The sequence below is a fragment of the Robertkochia solimangrovi genome, assembly GCF_007279655.1.
In the GTDB taxonomy this organism is placed as follows: Bacteria; Bacteroidota; Bacteroidia; order Flavobacteriales; family Flavobacteriaceae; genus Robertkochia; species Robertkochia solimangrovi.
The window spans coordinates 203391-226424 of sequence record NZ_QKWN01000009.1 but is presented as its reverse complement, the minus strand read 5'-3'; the positions used below and the strand labels follow the sequence as shown (position 1 = coordinate 226424).

General features: G+C 40.6%; 22 protein-coding genes. 6 read left to right on the top strand and 16 right to left on the bottom strand.

Annotated features, from left to right (window positions below):
* The first annotated feature begins 6 nt into the window (after positions 1-6).
* The 4 genes from leuC to DMZ48_RS18905 all read left to right on the top strand — a co-directional run bounded on the left by leuC (position 7) and on the right by DMZ48_RS18905 (position 3677).
* Positions 7-1410: a 3-isopropylmalate dehydratase large subunit gene (leuC, locus tag DMZ48_RS13785; RefSeq protein WP_143955734.1), complete on the top strand. Its 1404-nt coding sequence runs from the start codon at positions 7-9 to the stop codon at positions 1408-1410.
* Between the two features lie 4 nt (positions 1411-1414).
* Positions 1415-2005, top strand: coding sequence for a 3-isopropylmalate dehydratase small subunit (gene leuD, locus DMZ48_RS13780; protein ID WP_143955767.1), 591 nt, complete (start codon positions 1415-1417; stop codon positions 2003-2005).
* Positions 2006-2023: 18 nt separating this feature from the next.
* Entirely contained in the window at positions 2024-3142 is a 1119-nt protein-coding gene (gene leuB, locus DMZ48_RS13775; RefSeq protein ID WP_143955733.1) for a 3-isopropylmalate dehydrogenase, read from the top strand.
* A 172-nt stretch (positions 3143-3314) separates the two neighbouring features.
* Positions 3315-3677 carry a hypothetical protein gene (locus DMZ48_RS18905; RefSeq protein WP_199287993.1) on the top strand — a complete coding sequence of 121 codons (363 nt, stop codon included), beginning with the start codon at positions 3315-3317 and terminating at the stop codon, positions 3675-3677.
* A gap of 118 nt (positions 3678-3795) precedes the next feature.
* Here the strand turns inward: DMZ48_RS18905 and DMZ48_RS13765 are convergent, their stop codons facing one another.
* The 6 genes from DMZ48_RS13765 to ilvD all read right to left on the bottom strand — a co-directional run bounded on the left by DMZ48_RS13765 (position 3796) and on the right by ilvD (position 12333).
* The gene (locus DMZ48_RS13765) at positions 3796-5388 is read right to left on the bottom strand and encodes an NADP-dependent glyceraldehyde-3-phosphate dehydrogenase (protein WP_143955732.1); all 1593 of its coding nucleotides are present in this window, start codon (positions 5386-5388) and stop codon (positions 3796-3798) included.
* A gap of 124 nt (positions 5389-5512) precedes the next feature.
* A complete protein-coding gene (gene ilvA / locus DMZ48_RS13760) occupies positions 5513-6775 on the bottom strand; it encodes a threonine ammonia-lyase IlvA (RefSeq protein ID WP_143955731.1) in 1263 nt (420 codons plus the stop codon).
* Between the two features lie 56 nt (positions 6776-6831).
* Complete coding sequence (gene ilvC, locus DMZ48_RS13755) at positions 6832-8301, bottom strand: ketol-acid reductoisomerase (protein ID WP_143955730.1); 1470 nt, start codon at positions 8299-8301, stop codon at positions 6832-6834.
* Positions 8302-8334: 33 nt separating this feature from the next.
* Positions 8335-8871 (bottom strand): acetolactate synthase small subunit, encoded by a 537-nt coding sequence (ilvN, locus tag DMZ48_RS13750; protein ID WP_143955729.1) that lies wholly within the window; start codon positions 8869-8871, stop codon positions 8335-8337.
* 9 nt (positions 8872-8880) lie between these two features.
* Positions 8881-10614 carry a biosynthetic-type acetolactate synthase large subunit gene (gene ilvB / locus DMZ48_RS13745; RefSeq protein WP_143955766.1) on the bottom strand — a complete coding sequence of 578 codons (1734 nt, stop codon included), beginning with the start codon at positions 10612-10614 and terminating at the stop codon, positions 8881-8883.
* Between the two features lie 42 nt (positions 10615-10656).
* Entirely contained in the window at positions 10657-12333 is a 1677-nt protein-coding gene (ilvD, locus tag DMZ48_RS13740; RefSeq protein ID WP_143955728.1) for a dihydroxy-acid dehydratase, read from the bottom strand.
* 742 nt (positions 12334-13075) lie between these two features.
* On the opposite strand from ilvD, the gene DMZ48_RS13735 reads away from it, so the two are divergent.
* Complete coding sequence (locus tag DMZ48_RS13735; protein WP_242009208.1) at positions 13076-14467, top strand: aldehyde dehydrogenase; 1392 nt, start codon at positions 13076-13078, stop codon at positions 14465-14467.
* A gap of 21 nt (positions 14468-14488) precedes the next feature.
* On the opposite strand, the gene DMZ48_RS13730 is transcribed toward DMZ48_RS13735, so the two are convergent.
* From DMZ48_RS13730 to DMZ48_RS13700, 7 genes are all read right to left on the bottom strand, one after another.
* Entirely contained in the window at positions 14489-15127 is a 639-nt protein-coding gene (locus DMZ48_RS13730; protein ID WP_143955727.1) for a response regulator transcription factor, read from the bottom strand.
* A gap of 14 nt (positions 15128-15141) precedes the next feature.
* Positions 15142-15912, bottom strand: a complete 771-nt coding sequence (locus DMZ48_RS13725) for a sensor histidine kinase (RefSeq protein ID WP_143955726.1) — start codon at positions 15910-15912, stop codon at positions 15142-15144.
* 124 nt (positions 15913-16036) lie between these two features.
* Positions 16037-16756: a hypothetical protein gene (locus tag DMZ48_RS13720; RefSeq protein WP_143955725.1), complete on the bottom strand. Its 720-nt coding sequence runs from the start codon at positions 16754-16756 to the stop codon at positions 16037-16039.
* Positions 16756-17145 (bottom strand): hypothetical protein, encoded by a 390-nt coding sequence (locus tag DMZ48_RS13715; protein WP_143955724.1) that lies wholly within the window; start codon positions 17143-17145, stop codon positions 16756-16758. Before DMZ48_RS13715 ends, DMZ48_RS13720 begins: the two co-directional genes overlap by 1 nt.
* Positions 17146-17226: 81 nt before the next feature.
* Positions 17227-18084 (bottom strand): sensor histidine kinase, encoded by an 858-nt coding sequence (locus DMZ48_RS13710; protein WP_143955723.1) that lies wholly within the window; start codon positions 18082-18084, stop codon positions 17227-17229.
* Between the two features lie 204 nt (positions 18085-18288).
* The gene (locus tag DMZ48_RS13705) at positions 18289-18996 is read right to left on the bottom strand and encodes a hypothetical protein (protein WP_143955722.1); all 708 of its coding nucleotides are present in this window, start codon (positions 18994-18996) and stop codon (positions 18289-18291) included.
* 13 nt (positions 18997-19009) lie between these two features.
* On the bottom strand, positions 19010-19609 hold the full coding sequence (locus tag DMZ48_RS13700) for a hypothetical protein (RefSeq protein ID WP_143955721.1): 600 nt from the start codon (positions 19607-19609) through the stop codon (positions 19010-19012).
* 499 nt (positions 19610-20108) lie between these two features.
* Between DMZ48_RS13700 and DMZ48_RS13695 the strand changes: the two genes are divergently transcribed.
* The gene (locus DMZ48_RS13695) at positions 20109-20684 is read left to right on the top strand and encodes a hypothetical protein (RefSeq protein ID WP_143955720.1); all 576 of its coding nucleotides are present in this window, start codon (positions 20109-20111) and stop codon (positions 20682-20684) included.
* Between the two features lie 64 nt (positions 20685-20748).
* Here the strand turns inward: DMZ48_RS13695 and DMZ48_RS13690 are convergent, their stop codons facing one another.
* The 3 genes from DMZ48_RS13690 to DMZ48_RS13680 are packed head-to-tail and all read right to left on the bottom strand — an operon-like array spanning position 20749 to position 23029.
* A complete protein-coding gene (locus DMZ48_RS13690; protein WP_143955719.1) occupies positions 20749-21597 on the bottom strand; it encodes a 5-oxoprolinase subunit C family protein in 849 nt (282 codons plus the stop codon).
* On the bottom strand, positions 21581-22315 hold the full coding sequence (pxpB, locus tag DMZ48_RS13685) for a 5-oxoprolinase subunit PxpB (protein WP_143955718.1): 735 nt from the start codon (positions 22313-22315) through the stop codon (positions 21581-21583). The genes DMZ48_RS13690 and pxpB overlap by 17 nt, the downstream gene beginning before the upstream one ends.
* Positions 22316-22318: 3 nt before the next feature.
* Positions 22319-23029, bottom strand: coding sequence for a LamB/YcsF family protein (locus tag DMZ48_RS13680; RefSeq protein WP_242009212.1), 711 nt, complete (start codon positions 23027-23029; stop codon positions 22319-22321).
* Positions 23030-23034: the final 5 nt, after the last annotated feature.

Here is a 23034-nt window from a genome sequence, read left to right as displayed (position 1 = left end):
GTATTTATGAAAAAGACATTATTTGATAAAGTATGGGATAGTCATGTTGTTCATTCAGTGGATAACGGTCCTCAGATACTTTATATCGACAAACACCTCATTCATGAGGTAACGAGTCCGCAGGCATTTGCGGAACTTGAAGAGAGAAACATCCCGCTTTTCCGGAAAGATCAGATCGTAGCTACTGCCGATCATAATGTTCCTACCAAAGATCAGCATTTGCCGATACAGGATCTGTTATCGAAAAAACAGGTGGAGATGTTAAGCACTAATTGTGAAAAACACGGTGTGACGCTTTATGGTCTCGGACATCCTTATCAGGGAATCGTTCACGTAATGGCTCCGGAACTCGGGGTTACGCAACCTGGAATGACCATGGTATGTGGTGATAGCCACACTTCAACACATGGTGCCTTCGGAACAATCGCATTCGGTATCGGAACCAGCCAAGTGGCACAGGTATTTGCTAGTCAGTGCCTGCTGCTTTCAAAACCTAAAAGCATGCGCATTACCTTGAACGGTGACCTTAAACCCGGAGTACTGCCGAAAGATGTGATTTTATATATTATCGCAAAGCTTGGAACGAATTCCGGAACCGGATATTTCGTCGAATATGCCGGTGATGTTTTTGAAAACATGAGTATGGAAGGTCGTATGACCGTATGTAATATGAGTATCGAAATGGGTGCCCGTGGTGGTATGATCGCTCCGGATGAAACCACTTTCAAGTATGTTAAAGGAAAAGAGTTTGCTCCCAAGGGCGAGGAATTCGATAAGAAAGTAGCGTACTGGCGTACCCTCCCTACTGATGAAGGGGCGACCTTCGACAAAGAATACACCTTTGATGCAGCCGATATTGCACCGATGGTAACCTACGGAACCAATCCCGGAATGGGAATAAAGATCAATGATCGAATTCCAGACATAAACGATGTTTCTTTTGAAAAATCCCTGAAATATATGGGACTACATAAAGGAGAGAAATTACTAGGCAAACCTATCAATTATGTTTTTATCGGAAGTTGTACCAATTCACGAATCGAAGATTTTCGGGTAGCGGCTACCTATATAAAAGGAAGACAGAAAGCTGCTAATGTAAATGCCTTGATCGTTCCCGGTTCTCAACAGGTTGCCAAACAGATCGAAGCAGAAGGATTACAGGAAATCTTTGAAGCAGCAGGATTTGAGATACGTCAAAGTGGTTGTTCTGCCTGTCTCGGAATGAATGAAGATAAGATACCGGCAGGAGAATATTGTGTCTCTACTTCCAATCGAAATTTCGAAGGAAGACAAGGGCAAGGTGCGAGAACGATTCTTGCAAGCCCACTGGTAGCGGCAGCAACTGCAGTAGCAGGAAAGATCATCGATGTAACCACAGAAATTGAAGAACCAGAACCGGCAAGCGTTTAAGGAAATGGAGAAGTTTACAACATTAGAATCACAGGCAATTCCATTGCCTATTGAAAATATAGATACCGACCAGATCATTCCTGCTCGTTTTTTGAAAGCGACCAGTAAGATCGGATTCGGTGAAAATCTGTTCAGAGACTGGAGATATGGTAAAGATAATACCGAAGTTGCAGACTTTGTACTGAATAATGACACCTATAGTGGAAGTATACTCGTAGCAGGTGATAATTTCGGCTGTGGAAGTTCCAGAGAACACGCTGCATGGGCATTGACCGATTTCGGCTTTAAGGTAATCGTATCAAGTTATTTTGCAGATATATTCAAAGGTAACGCTTTGAATAACGGACTACTGCCCGTTCAGGTGAAACCTGAAATGCTAAAAGAAATGCTGGCGGTGATCAAAAAAGATCCTTCGGTTCAAATTCTTGTGAACCTTGAAGAGCAGTTTATCGCCGTGGAAGGGACTGACCTTCGCGAAGACTTTAAGATCGACGCCTACAAAAAAATGTGCCTGATGAACGGGTATGATGACATTGATTTCCTTATCAGTAATAAGGATAAGATAGAAGCTTATGAAGCTTCAAGAGAATTTTAATAGCATAAAGAATATCATATGAAACTTAAAATAGCTGTTCTCGCAGGAGACGGTATCGGACCTGAAGTTACTGCGGAGGCCATCAAAACGCTTAAGGCTATAGGTGAAGTATATAATCACACATTTACCTTCGAAGAAGCCGTTGTTGGAGCCATTGCTATCGACGAAACCGGTGATCCTTTACCAGATTCCACTCTTAAATTGTGTCTTGAAAGTGATGCCGTGCTTTTCGGAGCGATCGGGGATCCTAAGTACGATAACGATCCTTCTGCTCCGGTTAGACCTGAACAAGGGTTATTGAAATTGAGAAAATCACTCGGACTCTTCACCAACATACGTCCGATTAAAGCCTATCCTACCCTTCTGGATAAATCTCCGCTGAAAAGAGAGCGTATCGAAGGTACCGACATGTCGATCTACCGTGAACTTACCGGTGGGATTTATTTCGGGGAAAAACATAAAAGTGAAGACGGAAGTAAGGCATCAGACCTTTGCGAATACTCAGACTTCGAGATCGAAAGAATCGCTCATCTGGCATTCAAAGCTGCAAGAGCCCGAAAGAAGAAAGTAACTTTAGTCGACAAAGCGAATGTTCTGGAGACTTCCAGACTATGGAGAAAAAAGGTGACCACACTTGCTGAGAGTTATCCCGACATTACACTGGATTTCCTGTTTGTGGATAATGCTGCTATGCAAATGATTCTTAACCCAAGTCAGTTTGATGTGATCCTAACCGAAAATATGTTCGGGGATATCATCTCTGATGAAGGTAGTGTTATCGGTGGTTCCATCGGTTTACTCGCTTCTGCATCTGTAGGTGAAGAAAATGCGATGTTCGAACCGATTCATGGATCATTCCCTCAGGGTAAAGGAAAGAATATTGCTAATCCTATCGCATCCATTCTTTCGGCAGCGATGCTGTTAGAACATTTCCAGCTTCATGAAGAAGCACTGGCCATCAATAAGGCTGTTGAAAAGTCGCTTGAATTGAATATCGTTACTCCGGATCTGGATCCGAATACCAAATTCGGAACTGATAAGGTAGGAAGTTTTATTGCTGATTTCATCGTTAATGCTGATGAGAATATCAATTACAATCAAGAGAATATAGATTACGGACAATCTACAATTATATAGATTATTTAAATTCGTTTTAGTGTTAATTGACCCCGGAGAAGTCCGGGGTTAATTTTTTTAATGAGTTAACTGAGTCCCTACAGAAATCGCTTCTCCAGACCCCCTTCCTTAGGGATCTGCTTAAATACTGAAAATAAATACTATATTTGACTATACCTAAATGCCTGTTATTATGAAAAGATCTACTATATTTCTAATCGGATTTGTAGCTATTACAGCACTTACCTATTTGTATTACAATGACACCACTTTGGCCGAATCTGAAGTACTCGAAGGGTATGACAGTAAAGTCGCCGAGGAACAATATCAGGAAACTATCAAGAATAATCCTGGTGCAATAACAACGAATACGAAGCTAAACCCTGCACATGGCCAACCCGGACATCGCTGTGATATCCCGGTGGGAACCTCCTTAGATGCTCCGGTTAAAACGACCAATGACAACACCTTGCTCAGCAGTACCATGAAAAATCCCGCGCACGGATTACCCGGGCACCGATGTGATCTGGCTGTTGGTGCTCCGCTTCCGCAATAACGCTGAATTCTTTTACAGAATCTGAGATCGTTTTCAATAATCGATCCTTTTTGAAAAATATAAAAAGCCCCGGTGTCTTGAGATACCGGGGCTTTTTATTTGAATTGTATTTTAATTATTACAATATGTAATCAGTACTCACGAAATTAGAGGCCTTGCTGCCTAACAGGTCATTAAGAATACGATTATTATATTCATTATCTTTTGAGGCCACAAAAGTTCTGATGGAGAAAGAACGCAACGCATCATGAACACTTAGTGTTGCTGCCGCTGAATCTTTTCTGCCTGTAAACGGATATACATCCGGTCCTCGCTGACAGGAACTGTTCAGGTTTACACGACATACCAAATTTACCAATGTGTCGATAAGCGGAGCAAGGGTTCTGATATTCGCTCCGAAAAGACTTACCTGTTGCCCGTAGTTACTATCTGCAATATCATTCACCGGTTCGTCAATCTCACTAAAAGGAACGATTGGGATTACCGGACCGAATTGCTCTTCCTGATACACTCTCATATCCTTATTAACCGGATACAAAACTGCCGGATAAATATAATTATAGGTTCGTTCACCTCCTTTGTCATTGATGATCTCAGCACCTTTTGCTTTGGCATCATCGATGAGTTCCTGAATATAGTCGGGTTTGCCAGGCTCTGGCAGCGGCGTCAGTTTAACCCCGTCTTCCCATGGATTCCCATATTTCAATTCATCGACCTTTTTAGCAAAACGTTTATTGAATTCCTCGATAATATCTTCGTGTACATACAATATCTTCAAAGCCGTACAACGTTGACCATTGAATGATAGTGTTCCCGTAATACATTCATTGATCGCAAGATCGAGATCGGCATCAGGCAGTACAATCGCCGGATTCTTAGCCTCCAGACCGAGTACCAGGCGTAATCGATTCTTATACGGGTGCTGATCCTGTAATGCCACGGCAGACTTACTATTACCGATCAAGGCAAGTACATCAACTCTTCCCGATTTCATAATCGGCGCTGCCACTTCTCTTCCCCTTCCGAAAATAATATTCACCACTCCTCGTGGAAAACTACTTCTAAAGGCCTCCAATAATGGAGTCAATAGCAGAACACCGTGTTTTGCAGGCTTAAAAATTGCTGTGTTACCCATGATCAATGCAGGTATCAGCAAGGCAAAAGTCTCATTCAGCGGATAATTATAAGGTCCCAGACACAATACAATGCCAAGTGGTCCACGGCGGATATGGGCATAGATTCCGTCTCTTTTCTTAAAGTTAGCCGAATCTCTGTCCAATTGTTTGTAGTCTTCTATAGTATCGTAAATATATTCAACGGTACGGTCGAATTCTTTTTCAGAATCCGGTAATGATTTACCGATCTCCCACATTAAAAGCTTCACTACCTGTTCTCGCTTGGTCTCCATTTGTTTAACAAACTTCTCCATACAGGCAACTCTGTCGGATACTTTCATTGTAGGCCAAAGTCCTTTACCCTTATCAAATGCATTGGCTGCTGCTTCCAGCGCTTCATTCGCTTCTGATTCTCCCATGTATGGAATTGTTCCAAGCAAAGTTGGCTTATCATCTCCTGTAGAGGAAATGGTAGAATAGACTTCAGTAGTTTTACCGTTCCACTGCTGGAGCTTACCATTGACCAGGTAAGTGTTTTGCGCTATAGTTTCCTTTATCTGAAATGCTTCAGGAATGGTCGTGATATTAGTTTCCATTAAAATATATTGTTGTTGTTAAAATTGGTGTGTAACTATCCTATGAAATTATCAACTTAAAAATTTCACTTGTAAATTTCGACAATCCCGCAATAAAAGACAAAATACTTTGTCAATACTTTAGTTACACGAGATACTGAAACAGGTCAGGTTTGTTATTTAAATACTCACCGAAGAAATTATGAGCTTTCATTCTGTCGATCAATGGTTGCAGATCTTCTTCAGATTTCAGCTCCACTCCAACTACAGCCGGAGCGTTTTCCTTTGCATTTTTCTTGGAATACTGGAAGTGAGTAATGTCATCGTTGGGGCCCAGAATCTCTGCTACGAACTCTTTTAAAGCTCCGGCACGCTGAGGAAAACGAACGATGAAATAATGTTTGAGGTTAGCATACAGCAATGCACGCTCTTTGATCTCTGCGGTCCTGGTAATATCATTGTTACTTCCACTGATGACACACACGACATTTTTACCACGAATCTCATCTTTGAATTGATCCAGGGCAGAAAGTGTAAGTGCCCCGGCAGGTTCTACAACGATCGCATCCTTATTGTAAAGGTCCAGGATCTCCTGACAAATTCTACCTTCCGGAACAGTGATCATTTTATGTAATAGTTGACGGCAGATCGCAAAGGTTTTATCCCCGACACTTTTAACGGCTGCCCCATCGACGAATTTATCGATCTCTCCTAATTCGGTATTCACCCCGTTCTGCAACGAGGTAAACATTGAAGGAGCTCCTTGTGGCTCCACTCCTATCACTTTGGTTTCCGGTGACAGGATATTAAACACGCTTAATAATCCGGAGGCTAGTCCACCTCCACCTACCGGCACAAAAACATAATCGATGTTCATTTTAGTCTGCTCGAGAATCTCGAGTCCAACCGTTGCCTGACCTTCGATGACCTTTTCATCATCAAAGGGATGCACAAAGGTCTTTCCCTGTTCTTTGCAGGCAGCCATTGCAGCCTTATTCGCATCATCAAAGGTGTCTCCTATAAGTATGATCTCGATCTGATCTTCTCCAAACATCATCACCTGTTCGATCTTTTGTCGCGGTGTTGGTGCCGGCATATAGATCGTTCCTTTAATCTTAAGAAGATTACAGGAAAATGCTACTCCCTGAGAATGATTTCCGGCTGAAGCACATACGATTCCGCGTTCACGTTCTTCCTGGGTGAGTGAGCTGATCTTATTATAAGCACCACGAATCTTATACGAACGTACTTGTTGCAGATCTTCCCGTTTCAAAAATATATTCGCATCAAAATCCCTGGAATAACGCAGGCTTCTTGATGTCGGAGTAAGAGCAGCTACCCCTTTAAGGGTAGCCGCAGCTTCTCTGACGTTAGATATCTTTGGAATGAATATCGATTTTGTCTCCATAGGCCATTTTAAAACACACCCCAGCGGGTTGTTTGATTATAATAAACAGATTCGTCTCAGACGATCTTTTTCATATCGGTCATCGCGGTTCTCAACCAGGCACCAACCTCCTCGATAGGGTGATTTCTGATCGCCTGATTTACCTCGATAAGCTCTTTGTTATCAACGCCTGAATAATCTTCATAGGCCTTTCCGATAACATCGGTATCGATCTGCTTCATGAAATCAGCAAGTAAAGGCTTACATGCATGATCGAACAGATAACAACCGTATTCTGCTGTATCCGAGATCACCCGATTCATCTCAAAAAGTTTCTTTCTGGCGATGGTATTAGCGATCAGTGGTGTCTCGTGCAACGATTCATAATAAGCCGATTCCTCGATGATTCCAGCTTCTGTCATAGTTTCGAATGCAAGTTCTACACCTGATTTTACAAAAGCAACCATCAACACTCCATTATCGAAATATTCCTGCTCCGGGATCTCCATATCCCCCGCCGGGGTCTTTTCAAAGGCCGTTTCTCCGGTGTCCTTACGCCAGGTCAAAAGATTGACATCATCATTGGCCCAGTCTTCCATCATGGTTTTGGAAAAATGACCACTCATAATATCATCCATATGCTTCTGAAATAACGGACGCATGATCTCTTTTAATTCTTCAGAAAGCTTAAATGCCTTTATTTTAGCCGGATTTGAAAGTCGGTCCATCATATTGGTGATACCACCATATTTCAGCGCCTCGGTAATCGTTTCCCATCCATATTGAATAAGTTTAGATGCATAAGCAGGATCGATTCCTTTTTCGATCATTTTATCAAAGCTAAGAATAGATCCCGTTTGTAACAGACCGCAAAGAATGGTCTGCTCTCCCATTAGATCTGACTTAACCTCAGCAACGAAAGAAGAACGTAGTACACCGGCTTTGTGACCGCCGGTTGCTGCTGCATAAGCTTTCGCTTGTTCAAGACCTTTACCTTCCGGGTCATTTTCAGGGTGTACCGCGATTAAAGTCGGTACCCCGAAACCTCTTTTATATTCTTCTCTCACCTCAGATCCAGGGCATTTCGGCGCCACCATAATCACGGTGATATCCTTACGAACCTGCATACCTTCTTCCACAATATTAAAACCGTGTGAGTACGTCAACGTTGCTCCTTTTTTCATGAGAGGCATAATAGCACTAACCACACCGGTATGTTGTTTGTCCGGAGTCAGATTACATACCACATCAGCAGATGGGATCAACTCTTCGTAAGTGCCTACCTTAAAATTATTTTCTGAGGCATTGATATAAGATTGTCTTTTTTCTTTGATCGCTCCTTCTCGAAGTGCATAAGAGATATCCAGACCGGAATCTCTCATGTTCAGACCCTGATTCAGTCCCTGAGCACCACAACCTACGATCACTATTTTCTTTCCTTTCAGTTTTTCAACGCCTTCGCTGAATTCGGATTGGTCCATAAACTCACATACTCCCAGTTGTTCCAGTTGTAGTCTTAAAGGGAGTGTGTTAAAGTAATTTGCCATTTGTATAATTTTCTATTAGTATTATTAATTGTTTTAAACGGTTTCATTTTGGAAGGCGCGCAACATTGCAGAAATATGCATCTCCGATTTGGATACGGATACTCTTCCCGACCTTACAAATTGCATAATGCCATAAGGTCTTAGCTTACTGTAAAGCTCCTCGATTTCATCTCTGCGACCCGATTTAGAGATCACAAAGAAATCTCTGGCCACAGTAACGATATCAGAATGACTTTCCTTAATGATGTTTTGAATCTGACGTTCGTCAAACAATAGATGAGACGCGATCTTAAACAGAGCAGTTTCCAGAAAGATGGTCTGCTCATCATCATGATAATAGGTATTGATCACATCGACTTGTTTATTGATCTGACCTACGATATTCCGAACCCAGGTCTCAGTGGTGTTCACTACGATAATAAATCGCATAACATCCTCAATCTCAGAACCAGATACGTTCAGACTTTCAATATTGATATGGCGCTTTAAAAAGATCCCTGAAATACGATTCAACAATCCTACGCTGTTTTCCGAATAGATGGAAATGGTAAATGTTTTTCTTTCTTCCATAACTCTTTATTAGCTTAAACGAACATCGGAAACCGAAGCTCCGGTTGGTACCATTGGAAATACATTATCTTCTTTTTCAACCATTACCTCCAGGAAATAAGGCCCTTCCGATGCGATCATCTCTTCCACGGCACCTTTCAAGTCTTCTCTTTTAGTAACTCTGACAGCCGGAATATGATACCCTTTTGCAATGGTCACAAAATCCGGATTTGTCATTTCTGTTGATGCATACCGTTTATCGAAGAACAATTGCTGCCATTGTCTCACCATTCCAAGAAATTCATTATTCAGAACAACGATTTTCACGGGTACTTTTGTTTGAAAAATGGTTCCGAGTTCCTGAATGGTCATTTGATAACCACCATCACCGATGATCGCAACCACCTCCCGTTCCGGAGCACCCATTTTAGCACCGATAGATGCAGGTAAAGCAAATCCCATGGTACCTAATCCCCCTGAAGTAATATTACTTTTCGAGGTATTGAACTTGGCATAGCGACATGCGATCATTTGATGCTGTCCCACATCACTTACAATAACCGCTTCATGTTTAGAAGCCTCATTTATAGATTCGATCACCTCTCCCATCGTCAGTCCTTCCTTCTCAGGATACAGGTCATTCTTGATCACCTGATCGAACTCAATAGCATATTTCGCTTTGAACACTTCATGCCATGATTCATGCTTATTCTCCTTCAATAAGGGAAGAATTTGTTCCAGAGCATCCTTTACATTTCCCAGAACCGGAACATCTGCATGGACATTCTTATTGATCTCCGCAGGATCGATCTCAAAATGGATCACCTTCGCCTGCCTGGCATACGTACTCAGGTCACCTGTAACACGATCATCAAATCGCATTCCCAGGGCTATCAGCAGATCACATTCATTCGTCAAAAGGTTCGGACCATAATTTCCATGCATACCCACCATACCTACATTCAACGGATGGGAAGACGATAATGCGGAAGCACCGAGAATCGTCCAGGCCGCAGGTATTCCTGTCTTTTCGACGAAAGCTTTTAATTCTTCTTCTGCCTTACCAAGGATGATCCCCTGACCCCAGATTATAAATGGCTTTTTCGCACTATTTATAAGATCTGCTGCTTGCTGAAGTTTTTCAGTATCGATTTTCGGAACCGGATTATAGCTGCGTACTGCAGTACATTTACTGTATTCAAAATCGAATTCTTCGAACTGTGCATTTTTGGTGATATCCACCAATACAGGTCCGGGTCTTCCGGAACGTGCTATATAAAAGGCCTTAGCCATGATCTCAGGAATCTCGGATGCTTTCGTGATCTGATAGTTCCATTTTGTAACCGGTGTACTGATACCGATAATATCAGTCTCCTGGAAAGCATCTGAACCCAAAAGATGACGCGCAACCTGACCTGTAATACATACCAGCGGTGTGGAATCGATCTGTGCATCGGCTATACCGGTGACCAGGTTGGTCGCTCCCGGACCTGAGGTTGCGATGGCAACACCCACTCTCCCGGAGACTCTGGCATATCCCTGAGCTGCATGCGTCGCTCCCTGCTCATGGCGGGTAAGCACGTGATGCAGCTTATCCTGGAATTTATAAAGTTCATCATAAACCGGCATGATCGCTCCTCCGGGATAACCATAGATGGTATCCACTCCTTCTGCGAGAAGACAATGAATCACAGCCTCAGCACCGGTGATCCTTACTTTGGTACCGGTTTTGCTTTGTTCCTTTTTTATTGTTTTTACATCCATCATAACGAACAGTAATTGGTGCTTCTATTGAAGTCCGGTTACTTAGAATTCATCGGTTACACAGCCTTGTGAAGCCGATGAAACATTTTTAGCGTATTTATATAAAACTCCTGATTTGAACTTTAATTCCGGCTGAACCCATTTAGCTCTTCGCTCAGCCAGTTCTTCATCTGACACCTGAACATCTATTGTATTGTTTACGGCGTCAATAGTAATGATATCACCATCCTGTATCAGGGCGATATTCCCTCCGACCTGTGCTTCCGGTGAAACGTGTCCTACTACAAAACCATGAGACCCTCCAGAAAATCTTCCATCGGTGATCAGTGCTACTTCCTTGCCCAGACCTGCCCCGGCTATTGAAGAAGTTGGTTTCAGCATTTCCGGCATTCCCGGACCTCCCTTCGGACCTTCATAACGTATGACCACTACATCACCTTTCTGTACCAATCCATCACGAATTCCTTCATTCACAGCAACTTCTCCTTCAAAAACCTTAGCTTTTCCTGTGAAACTCAATCCTTCTTTTCCAGTGATCTTTGCAACCGCTCCTTCCGTCGCGATATTTCCGTAAAGTATTCTGAGGTGTCCTGAACTTTTGAGCGGGTTCTCCACGGTGTGGATCACCTCCTGCCCTTCTTCCAGATCCGGTACATCCAGTAAATTCTCTGCGATCGTCTTACCGGTAACGGTGAGACAATCTCCATGTAACATACCTTTCTTAAGCATATATTTTAACACTGCAGGAACGCCTCCGATCTTATAGAGATCTTCCATAACATACTTTCCACTAGGCTTCAGATCTGCTAAAAGAGGTGTAGTATCACTGATTCGCTGAAAATCAGCCAATGTAAATTCTACCTTGGCTGCCTTTGCGATCGCCAGGAAGTGCAATACTGCATTGGTGGAACCTCCAAGAACGGTCACCAAACGAATCGCATTCTCCAGCGATTTACGAGTTACTATATCTGAAGGTTTAATATCATTCTCAAGAAGATATCGAACCGCTTTTCCCGCCTCGATACATTCAGCCTTTTTAGCATCACTGGTAGCAGGATTTGAAGAATTGAACGGCAAAGACATCCCCAATGCCTCAATTGCCGAAGCCATGGTATTCGCCGTATACATTCCACCACAGGCTCCCGCTCCCGGACATGCTTTATGCACTACTGCTTTAAAGTCCTCCTGTGTAATGGTTCCTGCTACTTTCTGTCCCCATGCCTCAAATGCTGAAATAATATCCAGTTTTTGTCCCTTGTGGCATCCGGGAGAAATTGATCCTCCGTAGACCAGGATCGATGGACGATCCAGTCGAAGCATTGCCATCAATGCTCCGGGCATATTCTTATCACAACCAACTACCGTAACCAATCCGTCATATAACATGGCCTGAACCACTGTTTCCACCGAATCAGCGATGATATCTCTGGAGGGTAAGGAATAACGCATCCCGTACGTTCCATTTGAAATTCCATCACTTACCCCGATCGTATTAAAGATAAGTCCGACAAGATCGGCCTCTTTGGTACCTTCCTTTACTTGAGTCGAAAGATCATTCAAGTGCATATTACAAGGATTCCCTTCGTAACCTGTACTTGCAATTCCTACAAAAGGTTTTGCGAGATCTTCATCGGTAAGACCCAATGCATGAAGCATGGCCTGTGCAGCCGGTAGCGACGGGTCTTGTGTAATTTGTTTACTGTATTTATTTAAAATCACTTTTTATGTTAAATTTTCTATGGGTTAACATTTATATTCAAAATTATTTTAATGAATTTCTAATTTTCCGTCTTTTAATAGAATTGTTTTAAATCCAACCCTAAGTCATAGTACTTAATTCGCTGATTCACAACACTTTAATATCATATTTTTAGCATATCCAAATCAAGTAATACTTTCAAAGTTTATCATTGACACTTGATCATACGCCAAAAAAAAACCTGTATCAACGTTGATACAGGTTTTTCATTCAGCACATGATTATCCGTATCAACTCAAGGCGAGCTAATAATGACGATAATGACAATAATAATGCTGATATAATTTTTCATAGGTTTCTAAAATCCGTTCAATAAAAAAAGCCTTCCGAATTGGAAGGCTTTAACAATAACAATATCCTTCCCGCATCATTGTGAAATAATCACAATAATGATGACAGCAATAATATTGATCATTGTTTGATTCATTAGCACAATATTAAGTAATATTTCGGATATACTAAAGTAATTTAGTAATATTAATTATTGAGGTACGGTTAAAATCTTCCGGTGACAAGTGCAAGGTACAGTTGCTATCCTCTCTGGTCCTGACAGACACCTAAGTTACGTCTGTCAGGAATTTAATCGTACCCATAGTGCTGATACGCGATATAGCTTGAGTATCTTTAAGTGATTGTGATTATCACAAAGCTATGGTTATGGGATGTTCAACTGACTGCAATAAAAATTAATTTTAAAAGCCTGTGTCAAAATTATTGAATGATAAACTAGAAACGTATTTACGATCTCAAAGATTATACTTCAGAAACGGCAATACCTCAAGTATCGAATTCAGAATCGAAGTACTCAAGGAACTATATAATGCAATTTCATCGAGGAAAGATACCGTAGTGAAGGCGTTGGAGGCTGATTTTCACAAACCGGAATTTGAAACGCTTGCTACTGAATTCTACATAACGCTTGGAGAACTGAAGCATACGATCAAACATTTAAAATCCTGGTCAACATCAATTAAGGTTCGCCCATCAGTTCTTAATTTCCCTTCAAGTGCCAGAATATATAAGGAACCTTTCGGACAGGTACTGATCATAGCACCCTGGAATTATCCTTTTTATCTGAGTATGGTACCCCTGATCGGAGCAATCGCAGCCGGAAATACAGTAATACTGAAACCTTCTGAATATGCACCGAATTCCGCGGCTATTCTCGAAGAGATCCTCAATGAGGTTTTTACAGTTGATCATGCAAGAGTTATCAATGGTGATGCGGATGTGGCAAAAGCACTTCTTGACCTATCCTGGAGTTACATTTTCTTTACGGGAAGTCCTGCTACGGGGAAACTGGTCTATCAGGCTGCCGCCAGAAACCTGACTCCGGTTACTCTGGAGCTGGGTGGTAAAAATCCATGTGTGATCCATCATACGGCTAATATCAAACTCAGTGCGAAAAGAATCGTTTGGGGAAAATTCATCAATGCCGGACAAACCTGTGTAGCTCCCGATTTCCTGGTATTGCATCGGGATATTAAAGCTTCATTCATCGATGCAGTAAAGGAGGAAATTACCCGGGTCTATGGAACCGATATCAAAAACTCTCCTGATCTGGCCAGAATCATCAATCAGAAACACTTTAAAAGACTTCAGCGGTATATCGAAGAATCCCAGGTTTTATTTGGAGGCGAATATGATGAGCAAGAACTTTATATTTCGCCTACGCTACTCGAGTATCCCCCGCTACAAAGCACAGTCATGCAGGAGGAAATATTTGGTCCGTTGCTCCCTGTACTTACCTATAACGATGAAACTTCTCTAGGAAACATTTTAAGGAACTATGAAAACCCACTTGCATTCTATGTGTTTTCCCGGGATCAGGAATTTTCTAAAAAACTCATTCAAAAATATAGTTTTGGAGGAGGAGCTATTAACGATGTCATCATTCATCTTGCCAATAAAAGACTCCCTTTTGGAGGGGTTGGTAAAAGTGGTTTGGGAGCTTATCACGGGAAGCATACCTTCGATACATTCACCCATAAAAAACCGGTAGTCACCCGCGGTAACTGGCTGGACATACCACTTCGCTATGCGCCTTACAAAAATGGAACAAAATGGCTTGAAAGACTAAAAAATTACTTTTAAACCCTTAAGATTCCGGGTTGTTTAAACTTCAATAATATTATGCTTAATAGCGTAAAGTACAAGTCCAATACGACTTTTCACATGTAGCTTTTCAAATAATGTTTCACGGTAACCGTCTATGGTCTTTGGAGAAAGGAACATTTCATCGGCTATACTTTTATAGGTCTTTTCGGTACAAGCGAGCTTTAAAAATTCAATTTCCCGATCTTTAAGTGTGATTTCCTGCTTTGATGGATCCTTATCCAGGTTATCGAGCAAAGTGGAGGTTACCCGATCTGAAAAATAGAATCCTTTATCTGAAACATCCTTTAAGGCCTTTTCAAAATCTTCCGGATTGATATCCTTTAATAAATACCCGCGTGCACCCAGTCGTAACATCTGAATGATCGTCGCCTCACTATCATCCATCGATAGCGCCAGTACTTTCTGGTCAGGTAGATTATCCTTCAGCCATTGCATGGTTTCAATTCCACTCATAATCGGCATATTGATATCCATCAGAACGATATCCGGTTTGCTATTATCTTCAGAAAGTTGACCGATGAACTGCTTACCATTAGTAGCGTGAAAGATAACTTTGTATTCATCAAAAGATTCTACAAGTTTTTGCAAAGACTCAGCAAAAAGTAAATGATCATCAACAATTGCTATGGTCTTCATAATGGTTGGTTTGTTTAATATGTATAACGTAAAGTTACATAAACTCCACCGTTTTCGGAAGGAGTAACCGAGAAATTTGCCCCGATCACAGCCGCCTTATTCCTTAAAGATGTCAGACTGTTGATGTTACCGGAGCTTGCCAGATCGATCTTTGATCCATTGCTCTCTATGGTTAATGAAAGCTCGTATTCAGAATAATCAACCCGTATGGTAAATTGAGTTGCCTTGGTAAGCTGGAGGCTTCTGGAGATCGTTTCCTGAAATATTCTGAAGATTACCAACTCGTGCTCCTTTCTGAGCTCTGTGACTTCTCCCTGGAGTTTATAGTCTATAGAAAGATGTTTTAATCGCTGGTAGCGCTCCACTTCATTTTCAATTAGATATTGAAGTGCCAACTGGTCTTCATCATCGGGATGAATTGAGCGGGATAATTTCTGGGTTTCTGATAAACTCATACGAATTACCTCCGACAATTCCTTAAAACGATTTCTTTTGGTATCCGGAAATTCATTTTCCAGCATTTTAAACTGCATATTGGCGACGGACAAGAGTTGACCTATATTATCATGAAGTTCAGAGCGAATGTTTTTATAGGATTGCCTGTGCAGTTCTGATTGTGATCGGTTCAACTCCTCGTAATACTGTTGTTGTTTTGCGATCTCAAGCATCAATTGCGTTCTCTTATGTTGAAAAGCCAGGTAGTACAGTACGACAAAAACAAATACAATAATGATCAGCGTACTTATATATACTACTAAACTTATTACCACATCCTGATTAACCATATCAATCGGGCTTTTTACTTAACTTTCGAATAAATGAATTTGATGTGGTAAAATTACATTTTATCCAAAGCCTGGAAACGGGGATTTTCACCCTATTTCTATCTGATAATCAAAAAGAACGGTATTAATGGAGGTGATCGGTCACTAACGTTTCATCATTGCTGCCCGAAGCCGTGATAAAGGCATAACAAAAACTGCCATATAATATGATATTGGCAAATAACAGGATTCCGTAATGTGCCAATGTATTTACTCTTATCAGATTTGAAAAAACGAAAATCGGAACGGTTAAAAGGTGGTACAGCATACCTCCGAAAATTATGATGACGGCTGTTATATGCTGCTTATGTTCAAACCGGAGCGTCTCGAGCAGGAAGAAGGAACCGATGATAAGATATCCCAGGGAACCGCTGATCTTGGTGATCGGCATAGCTCTTTTTAAAATGATCTCCGGATCTATAATCAATTCGGAAATAAACACGGCTATAATGATTCCTATGATCCCGATGGTAATTCTTCGCATCCAGGGAGTTTTAAGATAGTGTAAGATAAACAGGTAATACACCATGAAGGTAATTATCCTGTTGATATTAAACAACCAGTAGTTCCCTTTATAGAAAAAATCAGGAACTTTATTATGTACAAATTCACTAAAACCACTCGTCGGAAAATAATACAGAATTGCAGGTATACTTCCAATGAGTTCGACGAAAATTGTAAACCATAAAAGATATAAAAAGTACCGGCTTGGCGTATGCCGGTACTCTTTAAAGGTGATACTGGCTATTATCGTTGCGATAATTTCCAGTGTATAGATCGTAAATATAAAATACTCTGCTTTCATTATGGATAAATAGTCGGTGGCCAACCTTGTCCTGCATCATTTAGCGGTTCAACTTCCTCATCTACTCCTTCAGCCTTAAGCAAATTTACATTTTCTCCGGTAGTTTCATCAACTTTAAACGGAGCTACGAAAAGAGTGGTTTGCGTATTATCCTCTTTATCATACTTACCGAGATAAAATCTGAGTCCGAGTTTTGACGGGTCTTCGATTCCGGTTTTCTCCTTTAGCCAGGCGATATAATCTTCAAGATCTCCGGCCGTCCATGAAAAGTCCTGAACCTCATCATGCCCGTACTCCTGTTTTAGTAGTTTTCCAATGGTATTGATGTAGTTCTTTTGTAATTTTTCCGCATCAGCGATCGGAATGCATTTTTTAGGTTTGTTTGCCATAATTTGTTAATTTAATTGCCAAATGATATTAATTTATATGTATGGGGGAAATTCTTGATTTTACTCCTTTAACTTTTCTTATCAGTTGGTATTTGCCAAGATCTTATAAGGATAGTCCAGTAATACACTTACTCCTTTATCTTCCGCTGCATCGATCTTAAGTGCTGCTCCAATAAGATCAGCTCTGCTTTTCATACTGGTGAGTCCGATTCCGGATTCCGTTTCATCAGGATTAAACCCGATACCGTCATCCTTGACCATAACAATCATATTTTCTGTATTATATTTCAATGAAATTTCCAGATTCTGAGCCCTTGAATATTTAACGACATTCGAAAAACATTCCTGAAAGATCCTGAAAATAATTATTTCATCCTTAGGATCCAGGTCTCTTGGTTCTCCTGAAAGCTTATAATCGATATTGATAAACTTAAGTCGTTTGAACCTGTTGATCTCCAATTCCAGAGCTTCCTTCAATCCGGTTCGGGTTATATAGTCAGTATTCAGACTTCTCGACAACATTCTGACCTCCTTTAATCCTTCCCCAAGCATATTGGAAGCTTCCTGAAAACTATCTTGTACCATTTCCGGAATTTTGGGTTTAACCATATTCAATTGCATTTTGGCAACCGAAAGTAATTGTCCGACATTATCATGAAGTTCCCAGCTTACATTCTTAAGGGTTTGCTCCTGGATCTCAGTTTGCGCATTTGAAAGCTCTTCTTCGAACCTCCTTCGCTCCTCAGCTTGTTGAAGTAATAGATTAGTTTTCCGTTTATGGTAAGCAAAAAAGAAACTGATCAGGAATACGATGACGATAAAGATCAGAATCGAAACATACACGATAATAAAGGTCACCTGACTGGCAGCGGAATCTACAGCAGTTTCCACTGCTGATGCCGAAGATGAATTGGAAACAACTTCTTCCTGAAAGATCATTTTTTAGGTTGGATATGAGACCATGAAGTTATTAATTTTCAGAGAAAATAAATCAGAAACCATCGATTTTATTATCTATTACAATTCCATTTGGTTTAAATTGACTTAAATATCGTTGAATGACAATAAATTGAAAGAACGCCTTAATTTACTTTGATGTGCATTTGTTCTTACCGGCATTATTTGGAAAATGGATCAGGAAATTCAAAGAATGGACTTCTTCCTGACGGCTCTTTTATGTAAGGTGTTCACTATAAATCCGATCGTAAACAATATACTTGAAATGATGATTCCCGTATAGATAATCTTCAGGTACACAGTATTTTCATAACCCATAACTTCCGCAGCTAAAAAGGCTGGGGTGATCAATAAATGAAAACAAATGATTCCCATGATAATCCAAAGGAGGTAATCCTTATAAAATGACAGTCGTTCATCCGAATTCAAATATTCCAGCATGACCAGTCCGCAACCGATCAGAATAGAAAGGGAACCAACGATCATGGTTCCCTTATTAGCTGAAATATTAATAATGTCCCAATTGATAATCGTTTCGATCAGAAAACACACACCTATTACAATCGTTGCAAACGACATGAATTTAATATGCTTTTTGCGTTTCAGGATCTGTTTGAAAAAATTCATAAAGAACATGTAGGAAACAATATCATAGAGATTACTAAGCCAAATATTTTCGCAAAGCCATCTATCAGATATGAATTGTTTAAACCACAGAAAGAGCTGGGAGGGATCTTCAGCATAACATTCATTGGTAAGCAGATATGCCAGTTCGATAAAAATAGCAAACCAGAGATATCCTATGAAATTAAATGCCGGTGTACCTTTTAGATCCTTCCACGTCAAGGTGGCTGCTAATGCTGCGATCAGCTGAAATGGGAAACATATTGTCAAAACAGATTGATTTTTAATAAATTGTTGGCGGATGACCCTGACCAGCCTTATCTGCTGGCTCTATATCACTGGCATAGGCAGGTTTTGCAATAAATGACAGAATATTACCTTCCTGTCTTTTATTGTAAGACTTTTGGGTAGTATCCAGTGTTTCATAATCAAAGGATCCGTCTCTGCTATGATAGGGTGCTAAAAAGATTGTAGTACTTCCCATTGGGTATTTTTCATTATCTACTACATCACCCTTGTCATCCAAATAATCGGTAACTCCTAAGAAAACAAAGATCTTGGATTCATCGGAATAGTTGGCTCCGAGTTCCTGCTCAACATAATCCAGATATTCGCGTAGTTCACTGATTTTCATAGTAAAGTCACTGGCATCCCAGTATCCGTATCTATCGAGGAATAAATTGGATCTTGTCGCCAGATATCGCTGCTGCATTTCACGTGCAGTAGGTGGCGTGATCAAAATATCGACATCCTCTTTTTCAATTCGTTGTGAAACCTGTTGTTCTTCGGTCTTTTCAGGTGCTTTTGGTTGTTCTTTACAGGATACCATAACTACAGCACATAAAAGTGTCACTACTGATAAATTCTTAAAAATTGTTCTCATGATTCTGGTTGATTTTAGTTAAAATTCTCGTTTATATTTCCTGGCTATTGATTTAAAATAATTCGGAGGAACATAATTCAATTCATTATAATGTACACTATATTTTACAGAATATCAGTATTTTACTAAAAGGGTTTAATCATCCAATTTTTTGATAAGACGAAAGATAGCCAAAAGTATCAGGTATAAAAAGGGGGATTTTTCCCTGTAATATCGAGGCAATTTCTCTTTAATTTTCCGATGTCGAGGTACATTTTTCATACCCGGTTACGTGATTCACGAACAGGGCTGGTGTAAATACCTCATCGATTTGCAAGTAAAGGATGCATAATAAAAATAATATATTTCGGTATATCAACGATATATAGTTTGCTGATTTACAACTAGTTTGGCTCGTTATCGTCTTTTTTATCCGCTAAACGTTTTAATTTTCAGGAACACTTAAATTTCACGTTTTTTGAAATTCAGCTATTAATCAACACCAAAACTCAAAGGCATTATGAACAACACTACTTCCTATCTGGATATATATAAGCGTTTGAATTCCAAGACGTTTTCTTCGTTTGACCGGATTCGCTTAATGATTGAAATGGAAGATATAAATGCTTCCGAGGAAATGTATAAGATTCTGAATGAGATCGAAGACATGCTTCGTCGAAACAAGATCTCACAATTCATGGATATTGCCCGATATCGTGCCAGTATTTTGGCTACTCAGATTGCTATTGATAGACGTATTCCGCGTAAGGAGGACCAGTTGGAAACCCTTTCTGCTATAATACCTACATTAACTAAAACAGTAAATGATGTCATGAAACCAATCGAGGAATGTCTTACCGATATACGCAAATCCGTAAGTGAGATGATCACTGATGCTCACAAACACAATCTAATCGATTACAATGAAGGAATGAATTTTACGGAGTTCATTCATGCGCTATGGCGTTTATTCTGCAATCACCCTGATTTTAAGGAACGATCACTACCGATTCTTGATAAGATCTCTCAAAATGATGCATTAGAGATTCTTGCGGAAGAAGTGAACAGAAGAAGGTCTGTGGATCGTGCTTCTTAATCTCAGAAACATCGGAATAGTTTTTTTTTCAGTTCTACTTAATATGCACAGGTTCCCCCGCTACTTAAATCGAAATTCTTTCGAAGCAGATTTCGTCGCCTGTTTTTTTCTGTGCTAAAAGACAGATGGCTTCATCGGATAACTGAAAGATTCTCGGATAACCTCCTGTTGTCTGTGCATCCTTCATGAGAATAATGAGTTTCCCTGCTGGTGTCAGTTGAACTGTTCCCGGCCGTGTTGCAGAGGTCAGAATTGAAAGATTATGCGGAAAAATACTTTCATTGAGTTGGTAGGCCATTCGATTATTTTCCTTGGCGACCGAGAAAATACCGTTGAGTAACTGCTCCTGCTGATCTTTACTGATCAGGTCGTACTCCGGACCGGTAAAGACTTTTAATCTGTTATCATCAAAATCTATTTCATTCTCATGATGAATTGAATCGGTATCGCACTCTTTGTACTTTTCACCTACCGGCAATTCATAACCTTTTGGAAGATGGGTCAGTGAAGTGATTGGAAAATACCAGGAACGGCTGTTTAACACCTTTTCAGTGGTAAATCCACCCGCAATAGCCAGATACGATCGAAACCCGATAACCAATCGACCAAATTTCAAAACATCTCCTTTTTTAACCTCATAGGCTCTGTTATTGGAAATATCTTCTCCATTGAGTTTAGGCGACATCAATGCTCCGGTAATCGCAAAAACCCCATCTTCATCGAAGATCATTTCCGGGCCGGTCATCGTCATTTCAAGAACCGCCGCACGAATAGGATTACCTACGAGAGAATTAGCGAGTTGCCCGGAAATCGTATCCATGAATCCGCTTACGGGAACCCCTTTATCTCTGTAACCAAATCTACCCTGGTCCTGGACCGTTGTATATATACCGGGATTAAGAACTTTGATCATCCAGCTCTAATGTTTTAAGATGAAAAATTCCGGTTTCCACTTGAATGGTCACCAGTTCATGTGTCGGTTTATCAACCGAATAAAATTTGATCTTATCTCCAACATTTACGCCACAGGGATTTTCATTTTTCGGATTGAAAATCTTCACCGGCGAATTTCCTATTATATTCCAACCTCCGGGAGATTCCTGAGGATACACACCTGTTTGCTCACCCCCTATTCCCACAGATCCTTGTGGAATATGTAGCCGCGGTTTACCCCTTCTGGGATGATGTAACGCTTCTGGCAACCCTCCCAGATACATAAAACCGGGTAAGAAACCTATTGCATAAATCGTATAGATCGGTTCAGTATGTAGTTCAATGATCCGTTCTATACTCATTTTTTTCGCATTAGAAAATTCCTCAAGATCAATTCCGAATTCAAGATCATAACAAACCGGAATATGCCAAAGTTTCCTCTCTCTTAAAGGTACCTTCATATTCGATCTGTACAAGGTTCGTAAGGAATCGGTCATCGACGAAAAATTCAGATTCGTCCGTGACATCAGTGTTAATGAGTTGTATGCCGGAACCAATTCAAGTTTTGGATAGTGTTCCAGAATGATCTTTTTAAACCGAATAATGTCATTCAGTATCGATTCACTGATAAGACGTGGCCACTGAATAAGAATAGCACGTCTGCCAAACGGTTTATATTCAAGCTTGAATTTATCCAAATCTTAGGTGTTTAGGGATTCCCTGAGGTATTTCAGGATATCTACTGCGTTTTCTGTATCTGAATGTATGCAAAAAGTATCGGCTTTCAAAGTTTTATAAAGCCCATTTACTGTTTTAACCCTTTGGTTTTCAAACATTTCTTTGATATGAGTTAAAACCTGATCCTTTGAAGTTAAAACAGCCTGATCTGAGTGTCGGGACACCAAAGAAAGATCATCATTATAATTCCTGTCTCCGAAGGCTTCATATCTGACTTTATAGCCATTCTCAAGTGCGACTTCTGCTACCGCCGAATTCCAGGGTACATATAGAAATAAGCGGTCCTTATAAGGTTCCATTGCCCTTAAATAAACGGATGCAAGTTTATGGTTCCTTGCAATATCATTGTATAATGCGCCATGGGCTTTGATATGATGTAAATCTATTCCGGATTCCACAACCACTTCCAGCATAAGATCCATTTGATACTCCAATTGATGGATCAGTTCCTCCTCCGGTAGCTCCATCGACATCCTGCCGAAGTTCAATTTATCCGGATAAGAAGGATGTGCACCCGGTTTTACACTGTAAAGTTCTGATAATCGCAGGCATTCAGCTATGGATACCCTGTCCCCTGCATGTCCGCCACAAGCGATATTACAGGAATCGATGAGCGGCATGATCTCAGCCTCATTATTAAGGCCTTCTCCGAGGTCACAATTGATGTCGATCACATTTT